The sequence below is a fragment of the Bacillus sp. JK62 genome, assembly GCF_053663455.1.
In genome coordinates this window covers 243,174-256,795 of sequence record NZ_JBSJQA010000001.1, presented here as the reverse complement: position 1 = coordinate 256,795, position 13,622 = coordinate 243,174, and the positions used below count along the sequence as shown (strand labels likewise).

The following is a 13,622-nucleotide window of genomic DNA, read 5'->3' as shown; positions in this document are numbered from 1 at the left end:
GCCCGCCCCTTTCTACGATGCGTTTCCGAGCTGTTCCGCTGATTTCAGAACCTCCGCTCCGTTGCAAGTGCCGTAATGGACGGTATTGATGACTTCAACCGGCACTCCTTTTGATTCACCCAATTTTTTCAGCTGCGGAAGCAAATAACGGACTTGAGGCCCAAGCAGCAATACGTCCGCTTTATCAATATGCTGGTTGACTGAATCGCCTGACACCGCCCAGATTTTATATTCTTTTCCTTGTTCCTGCGCGCTTTTTTCCATCTTGGTGACGAGTAAGCTTGTTGACATCCCTGCTGCACAAACGAGTAATATATTCATGTAAAAGACCTCCTGAAAGTTTGATATTTTGTATGTCTCGATGTTAGTACCATCATATTATGAAATCGCTTTCATAACTACTCAGGCTTTTTCCGCTGCTAACGGAAAAAAGGTGCTGATCGTTTGTCTCTGAATACTCGTAAAACCTCCTGATAGGTTGTGCATTTTAAGAGACGGCTTACCGCGGCCGGATCATCCAACATCCCGCCGAGCCATTTGTACATATGCTGGAGGTCGGCTTTGCTTTCTTTCTCGACGCAGAGCAGGCAGACAAATTGGACACGCTTATCCGCCCAGTCAATCGGCTTCTTCAGCGTGCATACCGCCCAAAACGTCGTGTCTGTCTGCGGAACGAGCGGGTGCGGAATCGCCGTAAGATTGCCGAAACTCGTAGGAGAAATCGCTTCCCTTTCAAAAATAGAATCGGTCAGAGAATCAGAAGCGAGGCCGGCTTCTGCAACCTGCTGTCCGAGAAAACGGATGACGTCCTCCTTCGTCTCCAGATCCTGCTGCAAAAATACCAGCTCCGGTTTCAGAAAGTTCAATTGTTCCCGATTTTCTTCCAGCATGGCGTCGATTTTTGTAAAATCCCCGCCGCCCAACAGCGTATGAACCTTCAATACGGGAACAGGCAGGTCTTTTTTGATCGGCACTGTGCTGACCACAAAATCAATCGACTCAAAGGAAAGCTGGTCAAGGCTGCAGTAATCAGCCGTTCCGACGATTTCAAGACGCTTTGCGAACCGGGATCGGAGCTTTTCTCTTAAAAGCTGCGCGCTGCCGGCGCCGGACGCACAGACAATCAGACAGCGTTTAGGCGGCCGTTCCGTCTTTCTCCTTTCAATCGCGGCTCCGAAATGAAGCGCCAAATACCCGATCTCATTTTCATGAATATCAATGCCGGTTTGCTCCTTGATTACGATTCCCGCAATCACTCCCGCTTCAAATGCGAGCGGATAATTTTCCTTTATGGCGGAGAGCATCGGGTTTCTCAGGTTCATTCCGTACCGGTTTCGGTTAATCGCCGGCTTGATATGGAGCGCAAGACCCGCTTTCAGCTCATTGTCGTCCGTGATTCCGAGCTTCAGCTCCCGCTCAATGGCTTCAATCATGGCCTCCGTCAAACGGCTGGTTTCCCCGTCTATCAGCCTTGTAAGCTCTTTTCCTTCCATTTGTGACTGGGTCATGCGCTTTGTCCCGAGCAGGTGAATGGCGATATAGGCGGTTTCCTGTTCAGGAAAGGTGACCGAAAGTGCCGATTCAAGCTCTTTTACGATGGCTTCCGCTGACTGATATTCTGTTTCGAGCTTAATATCATGAAGATCTTCCGGAATGAGAGATACATAGTTTTCTGTCCGGATTCGTTTGCAGGCAATGGCGATATGGATGATGAGATTGTTCAGGCCGAAGAAAGAAAGCGGGATCTTATGGTTTCGAACCTGCTTCATAATGGCTGTGCGAATCACATGAATGTCGTCTTTCGGCAGAATACCGGCCTTTTCACTCAGGAGATCAGGCTCGGGCTCGCGGTCGTCCACTAAGTATTCCGCCATACAATAACGGAGGCGGAGCTCTTCGCCGCGCAGCTTAAAGCCGTAGTTCGGCCTTGTTTCCAAAATGATGTCATAGGGGCGGAGCCGTTTTTTGACTTCTTTTAAATCAGATTGAAGTGTGGATTTACTGATGAACAGTTCTTCCGCTAAGTCATCCAGCTTGAGGTAGCCGTCGGCCAGAAGCATTCTTTTCATCAGGTAATCTATCCGTTCATCGGGAAAAATCGGCACGGTGCTGTTCTGCTGGAAATTGTCCTGAAGCCAGTTTTTAAACGGCTGCTCATTCCGGATCAGCAGCTTATAGCCGCTCCCTCTGACAGATTGAATGGATGCGCCGTGTTTTTCTACAATGGTTTGCAGTTCCTTTATGTCATTGCGGACCGTCCGCGTCGTTACCTTTACATTTGCAGCGATGACTGAGCTTGTAACCGGTGTTTCAGCAGCTAAAAGCAAGCGCAGAAGTTCACGAAGCCGCCCATGAAGCATGAGAAAAACCTCCTATCAGATCAGATGCAGACGTGAAAAATGGGCAAAAAGAATGAGGAAGGGGTAAATGTATGTAAATTCTATACTGGGGAGGATTTCAAGTCAATGCGGCAATCCGATGCCAAGCCCGTAAAAAAAACAGCCGGATCAGCCGGCTGTTCGGGATGCGGACATGCGGTTCCGCTTAGATGCCTTCCGTTCTTTTATGATTTTTCTGATGATCGGATAGATGACGGGCGCCCATTTGATAATCGTTTTGAAAAATTTTTTCAATGTCTGAATCCCCTTTCTTTTACCTTGTCTTTCCCCTGTTATCAGCGTTTATAAACATGGTCAGCGTGAGACATACCGGTTCCCCGTCACCCAATAGCGCCACGGATAATCCCGGGCTTCTCCGCTGTTGTCAATCCCGATTCTCGGGCCTGTTGATATATGTTCAGGCGTAAAGCCCTCCGTAATATACAGCGGCGGTTCCGTGATCATGCCGCCGTAGTCGTTCATTGAAATGCCCATCGCCTTCGTCAGTTTTCCCGGGCCGTTTGTCCACTCTCTCGGGGGTCTGCCCGGTCTCCTGCTCTCCATCAGGAACTGTCCTTCATGAGGCTCCGCCGCCCTGATTAACACGGCCTGCGGAATGCCGATGTCCGCGGCGACGACGTTCATTAATGTATGAGTGTGCATGACGTATGTATAAATGCGGCCCGCCTCATGGAACATAATTTCCGTCCGTTTCGTGCGCCGGTTGCCGAAGCTGTGCGCCGCCCGGTCATCCGCTCCCATATAAGCTTCCGTTTCCACGATAAAACCTGAAGCCGTTCCCTCATCCGTCTCCTTCACCAGGAGACAGCCGAGCAATAAAGGGGCAAGCTCCACTGACGGTCTCTGGTAAAATTCAATCGGCAAAGGCTTTCCTTCTCCCGCCATTTGCCTCCCTCCTTTCTGAATATAGCGATTTCCTCTTTCACGTTTTTCACTTCTTTTTTACAATATAAACATGAAAGAAAAAAGGGCATCATTGTTGAACACTCTATTGCGTTTTGAAAATCGGCCCGGTATAATATGATGGTTCAAATGAAAATGATTCTCATATTCAATAAATGCCGGACAATGATCATAAAAGTAGGTGAATTGATTTTTGAGCGATTCTGTCACGTCCGCAAGCCGTCTGATCAGCATCTTAAAAAACGGGGTTTTCTTCCTGATCGCGGTGGTCGGGCTGCTTGTTTCTATTTTTTTCGCCGTCTCATTCGGCGCGAAAGACATTACTTTACATACGGTTTGGTCGGCTGTTGCTGATTACAATCCGAACATAACGGGCCAGCAGATCATTCATGAATTGCGTCTTCCGAGAGTGCTCGGCGCGGCCGTTACAGGAGCCGCTTTTGCCGCAGCCGGCGCCCTCATGCAGGGTGTCACGAGAAATCCGCTTGCCGATTCGGGTGTCTTAGGCGTAAACGCGGGCGCCATGTTTGTTGTTGCGCTCAGCTTTGCTTTTTTCCCTCATTTGTCATATGCCCTGCTGATGGTGATGTCATTTTTGGGAGCACTGGCAAGCACCGGCTTGATTTTCTTTATCAGTGCGGCGGGAAAAGGCAGCATGACACCTTTAAAGGTGACGCTTGCCGGGGCGGTCGTGGCCGCGCTTTTACATTCACTCAGTACCGGTGTAGCGATTTATTACGATTTAAGCCAGGATTTGGCCTTCTGGTACGCCGGCGGGGTGTCAGGGATCAAGTGGGCTCATTTACAAGTCCTTGTTCCCGTGATTGCGGTCTTCATCATTCTCGCGACATTCATGGGCCGGTCCGTCACCCTTCTCTCAATGGGAAATGACGTGGCGGCGAATTTAGGGGTGAACACGGCTCTGACGCGTGCCGCGGGATTAATGATCGCCGTCGTTCTTGCCGGTGTGTCTGTTTCCGCTGCCGGCGCGATCGGCTTTGTCGGGCTGGTCATTCCTCATATCGCCCGCAAGATCGTCGGCGTTACGTACAGGCTGATTATTCCGATGTCCGCGTTGCTCGGCGCGATTCTTTTGATTTTGGCCGACTTGGCCTCACGCACGGTCAGTCCCCCGAGAGAATTGGCGATAGGCATCATGGTCGCACTTGTCGGTGTCCCTTTCTTTCTTTATATTGCCCGCAAGGAAGGGAGAGACTTATAAATGAAAGTGCAGAAAGAAACAAAAAAAGCGGCGGCGGCAGGTCTCGTTCTGCTGGTCATCGCCGTTTGCATTATTCTGATCGGGCTGCATACGGGCTCATTCCGGCTTTCTCCCCTCACCGTGGGAAAAACGCTGTTCGGATACGGCACGTTTCAAAGCACGACCGTTTTATTCGATTACCGGCTCCCCCGGATTTTGGTGACGATGCTGGCCGGTATCGGCTTAGGCGTGTCGGGCGCTGTTTTGCAGGGTGTATCCCGAAATCCGCTTGCCGATCCGGGCATTCTCGGACTGCATGCCGGCGCTTCCTTCGGTTTGATGATGTATATCACATTCTTTCATTCCCTGGAGGCGCAGGCGTCGATGTTCATCCCGCTGTTTACGTTTGCGGGCGGAACACTCGCCGCCCTGCTGATCGTAGTGCTTACGTACGACAGGCTGAACGGTTTTTTAACGATCCGCATGCTGTTGGTCGGGATCGCCGTTTCCGCGGGCTTCAGCGCCGTTACATTGTTTATGTCGCTGCGCCTGAATGAAGAAACTTATACATTCGCTTCCCGCTGGCTGGTGGGAAACGTCTGGGGCAGAGATTGGATTCACGTGTGGTCGCTATTGCCCTGGATCGGCATTCTCGCACCGCTTGCATGGCTGAACGCCCGGTCTTTGAATATTTTAATGCTCGGTGACCAGGCAGCCGCGGGGCTCGGCGCACACGTGCAGAGAAAAAGGATCATGCTGATCGCCATAGCGGTCGGCTTGTCCTGCGCGAGCGTCGCGATGGCCGGCGGAATCGGCTTTATCGGCTTTGCCGCCCCTCACTTGGCAAGACGGCTCGTCGGCACCATGCATCAGCATATTATTCCGATTGCGGGATTAATCGGCCTTGTCATTCTTGTCGCGGCAGACACCATCGGCCGGTCTTTGTTTCAGCCGAACGCCATTCCGGCCGGCGTGGTTGCGGCAGCCATCGGCGCGCCGTATTTTCTCTATCTCGTCATGAAAATCAAATCATAAAACAAGGAGTATTCCCATGAAAAAAATAATTGCGCTCATCAGTTTCATGTGTATTTTCTTACTGGCTGCCTGCCAATCCGATTCATCACAGCCGGAGTCAAAAAAGAAATCCGGCGATCATAAAATCGCTTCGATGTCCATTCACCTGACAAATGATCTGCTGGCTCTCGGCGTTACACCTGCCGGTTCCGTCGTGGGCGGAGAATTAAAAGATTTTCTCCCTCATGTGAAAAATCAGCTGAAAGACACGAAAAAACTCGGACCTGCCTCAGACCCGGATATGGAAGCTTTACTTGAGCTGAATCCAGACAACATTTATCTTGATAAAGAATTTGCGGGAAAAGATGTGTCAAAATACAAGAAAATCGGAAACACACACGTTTTCGACCTTGATAAAGGCACATGGCGTGATCATTTAAAAGACATCGGAAAAATCGTCAACCGTGAAAAAGAAGCGAAAACATTTATTCAAGATTATGAAGATGAAACAAAACAAGTCAGATCCATGATGAATAAGGAATTAGGGAAAAACGCCAAAGTCATGGCGATCCGCGTGAACGCAAAAGAGCTTCGCGTCTTCAGCACACGCCGCCCGATGGGACCGATTCTGTTTGACGATCTGAAGCTGAAACCGGCTGACGGCATTAAAGAAATGAACACCTCCCGCCCTTATGAAGTCATTTCTCAAGAAGTGCTGCCTGATTACAACGCGGATGCGATTTTCGTGGTCGTTAACAGAGACGACAAGTCACAGCAAGCCTATAAAGAATTGCAAAAAAGCGCTGTGTGGAAAGGGCTGAAGGCCGTGAAAGCAAACCATGTCTATAAAATTGCCGATCAGCCTTGGCTTGATTATTCGGCACTGGGAAATAAATTAGCAATGGATGAAGCGAAAAAACTGTTCCAAAAATAAACATGAGCCGGTTTTGCAAAAAGTGCAAGACCGGCTTTTTTATATTACCGTTTACTTATATAAACATTCGCTTATATAATAGTTTAAAAAAGGAGTGAGCGCATGGAACGGCGGCATAATGCTTTAAGTTCCGAAGGGATCAGCCAGTGCCTCAAACTTCTAAGCGACCCGACGAGGCTTTTGATGCTGAAGCTTCTGGAGGATAAGGAATATTGTGTCTGCGAGCTGACGGCTATTTTTCATATAAGTCAGCCCGGCATCAGCCAGCACTTGCGGAAATTAAAGAACGCCGGCCTTGTGCGGGAAAGACGCGAGGGCCAATGGCGGTACTATGCCATTCATCCGTCCGGACCGGAATACGCGCTGGTTTGCTCGATTCTGCAGCAGATAGATGAAAAGGACGAAGTTTTACAGACATTGCGGCAAAAAGAAGTCACTGTTACATGCCGGTAAGGGGGATATATTCTTGGGAGTTGCGGTTTTATCAGCGCTGATTTTTGTGCTGACACTTGTGTTTGTCATATGGCAGCCGAAACATATATCAATCGGCTGGTCTGCCTGCGGCGGAGCGGTCCTCGCTTTGATCGCCGGAGCAGTCAGCCTGCACGATATCGCGGAAGTGACGGGGATCGTCTGGAATGCGACACTCGCCTTTATCGCCATTATTATCATTTCATTAATTCTTGACAGTATCGGTTTTTTTGAGTGGGCCGCGCTGCATATGGCCATGGCGGCCAAAGGCAGCGGGCTGCGGATGTTTCTCTATGTGTCGGTCTTAGGGGCTGTTGTCTCCGCCCTGTTTGCCAATGACGGAGCGGCGCTCATTTTGACGCCGATCGTACTGGCGATGGTGCGGGCTTTGAATTTACCTGAAAAACTGGTTTTTCCGTTTATTATCGCCGGAGGATTCATCGCCGACACCACCTCGCTGCCGCTCGTTGTAAGCAATTTGGTCAATATCGTATCCGCCGATTACTTTCATATCGGATACATTGAATATGCATCACGCATGCTGGTGCCCAACCTCTTTTCTTTGGCGGCAAGCATTTTGGTGCTGTATCTCTATTTCAGAAAAAACATTCCGAAACGGTTTGACACCAGCCTTGTGAAACATCCTGCATCCGCCATTAAGGATGAGCGCCTTTTCCGGTTATCGTGGGCTGTCCTGGCCGTTTTATTGATCGGGTATTTCGTCAGCGCGCTGCTGTCGATACCCGTTTCCTTCGTTGCCGGTTCCATCGCGGTCATTTTTCTCATTCTGGCGCAGCGAAGCCCCGCCGTCCCTGCGAAACAAGTCATCAAGGACGCCCCGTGGGCCATCGTGTTTTTTTCTGTCGGCATGTATGTTGTCGTGTACGGCTTGCGGAATGCCGGACTGACGGATCTTCTTTCTCAGCTTATTCAGAAAGCGGCGGATCACGGATTGTTTGCGGGCACACTCGGAATGGGTTTTATCGCTGCGATCCTCTCCTCCGTTATGAATAACCTGCCGACGGTGATGATTGACGCCATAGCCATCAGCGGAACGGACACTCACGGGCTGATGAGAGAAGCATTGATTTACGCGAATGTTATCGGTTCTGACCTTGGGCCGAAAATCACGCCGATCGGGTCGCTGGCGACATTGTTATGGCTCCACGTGCTGAGCCGGAAAAACGTGAAAATTTCCTGGGGAATGTATTTCAAAACAGGTCTGATATTAACCATTCCGACGTTATTCATCACCCTGATCGGACTTTATATATGGCTGTTATGGCTCGCTTGAGAAAAAAACCTTTTAAGTTGAATCTTAAAAGGTTTTTTTGTGTCAAAAATCCGAAAAGTTAAACTTTTATATTTTAAAAGTATAGACATTTAATTTCAAAAGATTATAATATTCATGAAAACGTTTTAACTTTATGAAAGAAGGGATTCCTCATGAAAAGAATTTTATTAGCCTGCAGCTCAGGCATGTCCACCAGCCTTCTTGTCACGAAAATGCAGAATTACGCCAGCTCCATCGGTGAGGAGGCCGAGATTTGGGCAGTCGGACAGGATAAAGCAAAAGAAGCGATGAAAGACGCAGACGTCGTACTGATCGGCCCGCAGATGAGTTTTTTAAAAGGCGAGCTTCAAAAAGAGGCGGACCCGCTTCACATCCCCGTTGATGTGATTGATATGATGGCATACGGCATGGGAGACGGCAAAAAAGCATACGAACAGGCCGTTGCCTTGATAGAGAACAAATAAAGGAGGCGATAAGCATGGAAACGTACACGGATGAACAGATCAGTTTTCAGCTGATTCTTCACAGCGGCAATGCCCGCAGCTGTATTATTCAATCGATACGCGCTTATAAAGACGGCCGGCCAGATGAGTCAGACACCTTTCTGACAAAGGCTGAAGAAGAACTGGGAAAAGCGCACGACATCCATTTTCAGATGATTCAAAAAGAAGCCGGCGGCGCCAAAACGGATGTCTCTCTGCTTTTTATGCATGCTGAAGATCACTTAATGTCAGCGCTTTCAATGAAAGAGCTCGTCAAAGAAATGCTCGACTTATTTCAATCAAAAAATTTATAAAAAGCCGGGGGTGAAGACGTGTTTGAGAAAATCAGCCAATTCCTTGTCCCGATCGCGGGCAAATTAAACAATAACCGCTATTTGCAAGTTTTACGGGATGCTTTTATGCTGGCGTTTCCGCTGACCATTTTCGGTTCGGTGTTCGTCGTGCTGACGAACCTGCCGTTTTTAAACAAAATCATGAGCAGCTCCGCCCTGTCTGTCTTTCAATCCGGATTTGGCGGCGCTTCGACGGCGACGATGGGGATTATGTCTATTTTTGTCGTCTTCGGGATCGGCTATTACCTTTCCAAAAGCTACGAAGTGGAGGCCGTATTCGGCGGAGCGATCGCATTGGTTTCTTTTCTGCTGCTCACCCCTTTCGTCTTAGAGCCGGAAACGGGCAAAGCGGTCGCAGGCGTCATTCCGGTTGACCGGCTTGGAGCAAAAGGAATGTTTCTCGGCATGATGACCGCTTTTTTGTCAGGTGAAATCTACAGAAGAATCGTCCAGAGAAACTTAACGATTAAGATGCCTGCCGGTGTTCCTCCGGCTGTTGCTAAATCGTTCGCCGCATTGATCCCGGCTTTTATCACGCTTACCGTCTTCCTCTTGATCAATGCGGCTGTCACCCAGATCTTTCACACCAATCTGCATGATGTCATTTATCATACGGTTCAAGCCCCGCTTGTCGGACTTGGAAGCGGCATCATTCCTACATTAATCGCTGTTTTCTTTATTCAGATTTTATGGTTTTTCGGACTTCACGGACAGATCATTATCAATTCCGTGATGGACCCGATCTGGAATACATTACAGGTCGAAAATTTGGCTGCGTATACAGCGGGAAAAGAGATTCCCCATATTATTTCTAAGCCGTTTATGGAGATTTACACCGTCGGAATGGGCGGAACCGGAATGACATTGGCCATAGTGATCACCATCTTGCTTTTTATGAAAAGCAAACAGATGAAACAGATATCCAAACTCGGTCTCGCGCCAGGTATTTTCAACGTCAATGAGCCGGTTATTTTCGGTTTGCCGATCGTGATGAACCCGATCATTATCATTCCGTGGGTGATCGCGCCGATGGTTGTCACGCTCGTCACCTATCTGGCCATGTCGGCGGGGATCGTGCCCCCTCCTACCGGCGTGACCGTGCCCTGGACCGTCCCCCTTTTCATTAACGGGATTATGGCGACCAATTCCGTCATGGGCGGCATTATGCAGCTGGTCAACCTCTGTATTGTCTTTGTCATCTGGTTCCCGTTTCTTAAAGCGCTGGACAAATTAAATATGGCAAAGGAAAAAGAAGCCGAGACCGAGCAGCATGCACGGGATGACAGCATGAGTATGTAATCAAAATCGCAGTAAGGGAGAGAAATCAATTGACTGAATCAAATATTCAATATCGTTTTCCGGAAGGATTCTGGTGGGGGTCTTCCGCCTCCGCCACCCAAACAGAAGGCGCCGCCGACAGAGACGGAAAAAGCCAAAACATATGGGATTACTGGTATGAAAAAGAGCCGAGCCGTTTTTTTAACGGCGTCGGCCCCGGCGACACGTCACGTTTTTATGATCAATACAAGGAGGATATCCGGCTGATGAAAGAAATCGGCCACAACTCCTTCCGGCTGTCTATTTCCTGGTCAAGATTGATTCCGGACGGAACTGGAGAGGTCAATCAGAAAGCGGTCGCGTTTTATCAGGACGTCATCGATGAAATGCTTGCCCATCGCATTGAGCCGTTTGTCAATTTGTTTCACTTTGACATGCCTCTCGCCCTTCAGCGTAAGGGGGGCTGGGTCAGCCGGGACACCGTTGACGCGTTTGAACATTACGCCAAAACATGCTTTTCGCTATTCGGTGACAAAGTGAAAAAATGGTTCACTCACAACGAGCCGATTGTGCCGATTGAAGGCGGCTACTTATACGACTTTCACTATCCGAATCACGTTAATTTTCAAGAAGCGGTGCAGGCCGGCTTCCATACCCTGCTGTCGAATGCAAGGGCTGTCAAAGCCTACAGAGAATTGAAACAGGACGGACAAATCGGAATCATTCTGAATCTGACGCCTTCTTATCCGAGAAGCTCACACCCTGAAGATCTGAAAGCATCCCGGATTGCCGACGCCTTTTTCAACCGCTCATTTTTAGATCCCGCCGTAAAGGGCGAATTTCCTGAGGAGCTTGTCGAGATTCTCAAGGCGGAAGGCTTTCTCCCGCGTTATGAGAAAGAAGATCTCCGCCTCATTCAGGAGCATACGGTTGACCTGTTAGGCGTGAACTACTACCAGCCGAGACGCGTCAAGGCAAAAGAACATGTTCCGAATCCGCACGCCCCTTTCCTGCCTGAGCGTTTCTTCGATCCGTATGTTATGCCCGGACGGAAAATGAACCCTCACCGCGGGTGGGAAATATACGAAAAAGGAATCTATGACATTCTCACCAATCTCAGAGAACATTACGGAAATATCGAATGTTTTATTTCCGAGAACGGCATGGGAGTTGAAGGCGAGGAACGCTTCCGCGATGAAAACGGCATCATTCAGGATGATTACAGGATTGAATTTATTCGGGAACATCTCAAATGGGTGCATCGGGCCATCGGAGAAGGTTCAAATGTAAAAGGCTATCATCTGTGGACTTTTATGGACAACTGGTCTTGGACAAATGCTTATAAAAACCGCTACGGCTTTGTATCTGTCAATCTGGAAAACGGGGGCGAACGGACCGTCAAAAAAAGCGGCCGCTGGTTCAAAGCCGTTTCCGATCAAAACGGATTTTAACAGATGAGGAGGTACAGCCATGCTTGGAGGTATTGAAGCCGGCGGCACGAAATTTGTCTGTGCCGCCGGACAAAAAGACGGCACCATTCTGGACAGGGCGGAGTTTCCGACGGGAGAACCGGATGACACACTCAGACAAGTCATCCGTTACTTTAAAGATTTCCCGATAGAAGCCATCGGCATCGGGTCGTTCGGACCGATTGACATCCGCCCCGACAGTCAAACATACGGGTGCATCACCGCGACGCCGAAGACAGCCTGGCGGAACTGCCCTATTCTTCAAACGATCAAAAACGCACTGCATATTCCCGCAGGCTTCACCACCGACGTTAATGCGGCGGCGCTCGGAGAAGCTTCTTTCGGCGCGGCCAAAAACGCGGACAGCTGCCTCTATTTGACGGTCGGCACTGGCATCGGAGCGGGCGCCATCATGAACGGCAGATTTGTTCAAGGGCTGTCTCATCCTGAAATGGGCCACATTTATGTCAGAAGACACCCGGACGACGGCTACAAAGGCAATTGCCCTTACCATACAGATTGCCTGGAAGGCCTCGCGGCAGGTCCCGCCATTGAGAAACGCTGGGGGAAAAAAGCATATCTGCTGGCGGATCAGCAGGAAGTGTGGGAGCTTGAGGGCTTTTATATTGCCGAAGCGCTTGTGCAGTATATTCTCATACTTTCGCCGGAAAAGATCATTCTCGGCGGGGGCGTCATGAAGCAGCATCAGCTGTTCTCTTATATCCGTCAGCACGTGAAAAAGCGGCTGAATCAATATATTGATCTGCCCGACATTGAACACTTCATCGTTCCCCCTCAATTAGGAATTCACTCCGGCGCTGCCGGTTCGCTCGTATTGGCGGAGCGCGCATTAGAGACGGCAAACCGGGAGGCGGGAAAATGACGAAACTCTTATTTCTGGAACCGGTTTTTAAAGAAAGATTATGGGGCGGGACGAAGCTGCGCGATACATTCGGGTATGAGATTCCTTCTGAGCGGACGGGAGAGTGCTGGGCGATTTCAGCTCATCCGCACGGTACATCCATCGTGCGGAACGGGCCTTTTTCCGGAACATCATTACACCGTCTCTGGAATGAACACCCTGACCTGTTCGGACATCCGAAAGAAGACGCTTTTCCCCTGCTCACAAAAATTCTTGACGCAAATATGGACTTATCCGTGCAGGTTCATCCGGATGACGCATATGCACATCGGCATGAAAACGGAGAACTCGGAAAAACGGAATGCTGGTACGTGTTGGACTGCAAAAAAGACGCGGAGCTCATTTTAGGGCACCGCGCCCAAACAAAAGAAGATTTCGTTCGGCTCATTGAACGAAACGAGTGGGATCACCTGCTCCGCCGCATCCCCATTAAGCCCGGCGACTTTTTCTATGTCCCGAGCGGCACCCTGCATGCTTTATGTGAAGGTACGCTCGTCCTTGAAATCCAGCAAAGCTCTGATGCCACCTACCGGCTTTACGACTATGACCGGACGGATGGGAACGGGAATAAACGCGAGCTTCATCTTCAGAAAGCAATTGACGTAACAGACATTCCCCATACCGATGAAAATGTAAAAAGCACTAAGCATCGGATCGGAGATGCTCTTATTACGATACTCGCCGAAACACCTTTCTTTTCAGTTTATCAATGGGATGTGAGCGGGAAAGCATCATTCCCCGCACCCGGCCGGTATTTACTCGCAAGCGTCATTAAAGGGCGCGGAGAACTGGATGGATGCCCCGTTCACAAAGGCGATCACTTTATCGTGCCGGCGGATTCCGGAGATTTTGTTATAGAAGGAGATTGTGAGGTTATCGTTTCACATCCTTCATCATCTTAA

General features: G+C 49.5%; 15 protein-coding genes. 11 read left to right on the top strand and 4 right to left on the bottom strand.

The window, feature by feature from the left end; all coding sequences use genetic code 11:
* Positions 1-12 precede the first annotated feature (12 nt).
* From licB to ACWJJ4_RS01275, 4 genes are all read right to left on the bottom strand, one after another.
* On the bottom strand, positions 13-321 hold the full coding sequence (gene licB, locus ACWJJ4_RS01290) for a PTS lichenan transporter subunit IIB (protein ID WP_003150863.1): 309 nt from the start codon (positions 319-321) through the stop codon (positions 13-15).
* Positions 322-419: 98 nt separating this feature from the next.
* Positions 420-2,360 (bottom strand): transcriptional regulator LicR, encoded by a 1,941-nt coding sequence (gene licR / locus ACWJJ4_RS01285; protein WP_167860524.1) that lies wholly within the window; start codon positions 2,358-2,360, stop codon positions 420-422.
* Between the two features lie 147 nt (positions 2,361-2,507).
* A complete protein-coding gene (locus ACWJJ4_RS01280; RefSeq protein ID WP_369719122.1) occupies positions 2,508-2,642 on the bottom strand; it encodes a hypothetical protein in 135 nt (44 codons plus the stop codon).
* A gap of 51 nt (positions 2,643-2,693) precedes the next feature.
* The gene (locus ACWJJ4_RS01275; protein WP_003150858.1) at positions 2,694-3,284 is read right to left on the bottom strand and encodes a DNA-3-methyladenine glycosylase; all 591 of its coding nucleotides are present in this window, start codon (positions 3,282-3,284) and stop codon (positions 2,694-2,696) included.
* 241 nt (positions 3,285-3,525) lie between these two features.
* On the opposite strand from ACWJJ4_RS01275, the gene ACWJJ4_RS01270 reads away from it, so the two are divergent.
* From ACWJJ4_RS01270 to manA, 11 genes are all read left to right on the top strand, one after another.
* Positions 3,526-4,524, top strand: coding sequence for a FecCD family ABC transporter permease (locus ACWJJ4_RS01270; protein WP_046341504.1), 999 nt, complete (start codon positions 3,526-3,528; stop codon positions 4,522-4,524).
* Positions 4,525-5,538, top strand: coding sequence for a FecCD family ABC transporter permease (locus tag ACWJJ4_RS01265; protein WP_025853649.1), 1,014 nt, complete (start codon positions 4,525-4,527; stop codon positions 5,536-5,538).
* A 16-nt stretch (positions 5,539-5,554) separates the two neighbouring features.
* Positions 5,555-6,451, top strand: coding sequence for an ABC transporter substrate-binding protein (locus ACWJJ4_RS01260; protein WP_014306080.1), 897 nt, complete (start codon positions 5,555-5,557; stop codon positions 6,449-6,451).
* Positions 6,452-6,553: 102 nt separating this feature from the next.
* A complete protein-coding gene (locus ACWJJ4_RS01255; protein ID WP_014306081.1) occupies positions 6,554-6,904 on the top strand; it encodes an ArsR/SmtB family transcription factor in 351 nt (116 codons plus the stop codon).
* 13 nt (positions 6,905-6,917) lie between these two features.
* Complete coding sequence (locus ACWJJ4_RS01250; protein WP_070082567.1) at positions 6,918-8,216, top strand: arsenic transporter; 1,299 nt, start codon at positions 6,918-6,920, stop codon at positions 8,214-8,216.
* 152 nt (positions 8,217-8,368) lie between these two features.
* Complete coding sequence (locus ACWJJ4_RS01245) at positions 8,369-8,680, top strand: PTS sugar transporter subunit IIB (RefSeq protein WP_454021372.1); 312 nt, start codon at positions 8,369-8,371, stop codon at positions 8,678-8,680.
* 14 nt (positions 8,681-8,694) lie between these two features.
* Positions 8,695-9,012 (top strand): PTS lactose/cellobiose transporter subunit IIA, encoded by a 318-nt coding sequence (locus tag ACWJJ4_RS01240; RefSeq protein WP_003150849.1) that lies wholly within the window; start codon positions 8,695-8,697, stop codon positions 9,010-9,012.
* An 18-nt stretch (positions 9,013-9,030) separates the two neighbouring features.
* The gene (celB, locus tag ACWJJ4_RS01235) at positions 9,031-10,350 is read left to right on the top strand and encodes a PTS cellobiose transporter subunit IIC (RefSeq protein ID WP_029972940.1); all 1,320 of its coding nucleotides are present in this window, start codon (positions 9,031-9,033) and stop codon (positions 10,348-10,350) included.
* Between the two features lie 29 nt (positions 10,351-10,379).
* Positions 10,380-11,780 carry a glycoside hydrolase family 1 protein gene (locus ACWJJ4_RS01230; RefSeq protein WP_107994179.1) on the top strand — a complete coding sequence of 467 codons (1,401 nt, stop codon included), beginning with the start codon at positions 10,380-10,382 and terminating at the stop codon, positions 11,778-11,780.
* Positions 11,781-11,799: 19 nt separating this feature from the next.
* Entirely contained in the window at positions 11,800-12,681 is an 882-nt protein-coding gene (locus ACWJJ4_RS01225) for an ROK family protein (protein WP_088056377.1), read from the top strand.
* A complete protein-coding gene (gene manA / locus ACWJJ4_RS01220) occupies positions 12,678-13,622 on the top strand; it encodes a mannose-6-phosphate isomerase, class I (protein ID WP_088056376.1) in 945 nt (314 codons plus the stop codon). The genes ACWJJ4_RS01225 and manA overlap by 4 nt, the downstream gene beginning before the upstream one ends.

What these genes read in the sequence shown, in the direction of transcription:
- licB (WP_003150863.1), bottom strand. Translation starts at nt 321, where the DNA reads ATGAATATATTACTCGTTTGTGCAGCAGGGATGTCAACAAGCTTACTC.
- licR (WP_167860524.1), bottom strand. Translation starts at nt 2,360, where the DNA reads ATGCTTCATGGGCGGCTTCGTGAACTTCTGCGCTTGCTTTTAGCTGCT.
- ACWJJ4_RS01275 (WP_003150858.1), bottom strand. Translation starts at nt 3,284, where the DNA reads ATGGCGGGAGAAGGAAAGCCTTTGCCGATTGAATTTTACCAGAGACCG.
- ACWJJ4_RS01265 (WP_025853649.1), top strand. Translation starts at nt 4,525, where the DNA reads ATGAAAGTGCAGAAAGAAACAAAAAAAGCGGCGGCGGCAGGTCTCGTT.
- ACWJJ4_RS01260 (WP_014306080.1), top strand. Translation starts at nt 5,555, where the DNA reads ATGAAAAAAATAATTGCGCTCATCAGTTTCATGTGTATTTTCTTACTG.
- ACWJJ4_RS01255 (WP_014306081.1), top strand. Translation starts at nt 6,554, where the DNA reads ATGGAACGGCGGCATAATGCTTTAAGTTCCGAAGGGATCAGCCAGTGC.
- ACWJJ4_RS01245 (WP_454021372.1), top strand. Translation starts at nt 8,369, where the DNA reads ATGAAAAGAATTTTATTAGCCTGCAGCTCAGGCATGTCCACCAGCCTT.
- ACWJJ4_RS01240 (WP_003150849.1), top strand. Translation starts at nt 8,695, where the DNA reads ATGGAAACGTACACGGATGAACAGATCAGTTTTCAGCTGATTCTTCAC.
- ACWJJ4_RS01225 (WP_088056377.1), top strand. Translation starts at nt 11,800, where the DNA reads ATGCTTGGAGGTATTGAAGCCGGCGGCACGAAATTTGTCTGTGCCGCC.
- manA (WP_088056376.1), top strand. Translation starts at nt 12,678, where the DNA reads ATGACGAAACTCTTATTTCTGGAACCGGTTTTTAAAGAAAGATTATGG.